Below are 598 nucleotides of genomic sequence, written 5' to 3'. Positions count from 1 at the left end.
TTCTTCGGCCGCAGGCCATCAGCAACCTCATCGCACCCCTGTGCGAGCTGAACATCGTCCTGCGGCCGAAGAACGAGGAAGGCAACCGAGGCAAAGGCAACTCCTACCGCCTCCACCCGCTGGCGGCGAAGTACGCGAGTCCTCAGGACATGGAGGCGGCCTTCCGCACCGCGATCGCCCGGATCAAGGCCAACGACCTCCCCAACCTGAAGCTGCCCGCCTACGCCGCCGTGCCCCCTGCGGCGGACGGACGACCGAACCTCCAAGTCGCCTGACGAAAAAAACCGAGGCCCCCGCCGGAACCGGCGGGGGCCTCGATGCCTGAGTAGAGGTCGTAGAACCACTATACCCAGTCAGACGACCACGTCTCCTGGATCATCCCCCGAACGAGAATCACCGAGCGTTGGCGGGGGCGCCAAGGAAGTTCGACAGGCCCGGGTCGGCGATGCGGGGCGGGGGAGTGGTGGTCATGTCGGGCGGTGACCATCACCCCCGCCTTGCATGACTACGGCCAGAACGCGGCGGGACCGTTTTTTCCCGCTCCTGAACGGTTTTCGTTCGTGAGGTGTACGGCGAATGTGCGCGATCCGTGCGGTTG

At 65.6% G+C, this 598-nt stretch carries 1 pseudogene; it reads left to right on the top strand.

The features are described 5' to 3' along the window. Positions 1 to 275: pseudogene (locus LPA54_RS35235) on the top strand (hypothetical protein); the annotation flags it as partial. Positions 276 to 598 lie beyond the last annotated feature (323 nt).

Origin of the sequence: Streptomyces sp. DH12, from assembly GCF_020873895.1 — a bacterium.
Lineage (GTDB): Bacteria > Actinomycetota > Actinomycetes > Streptomycetales > Streptomycetaceae > Streptomyces.
Note: the sequence above shows the minus strand (reverse complement) of the source record. Positions and strands in the feature narration are given on the sequence as shown.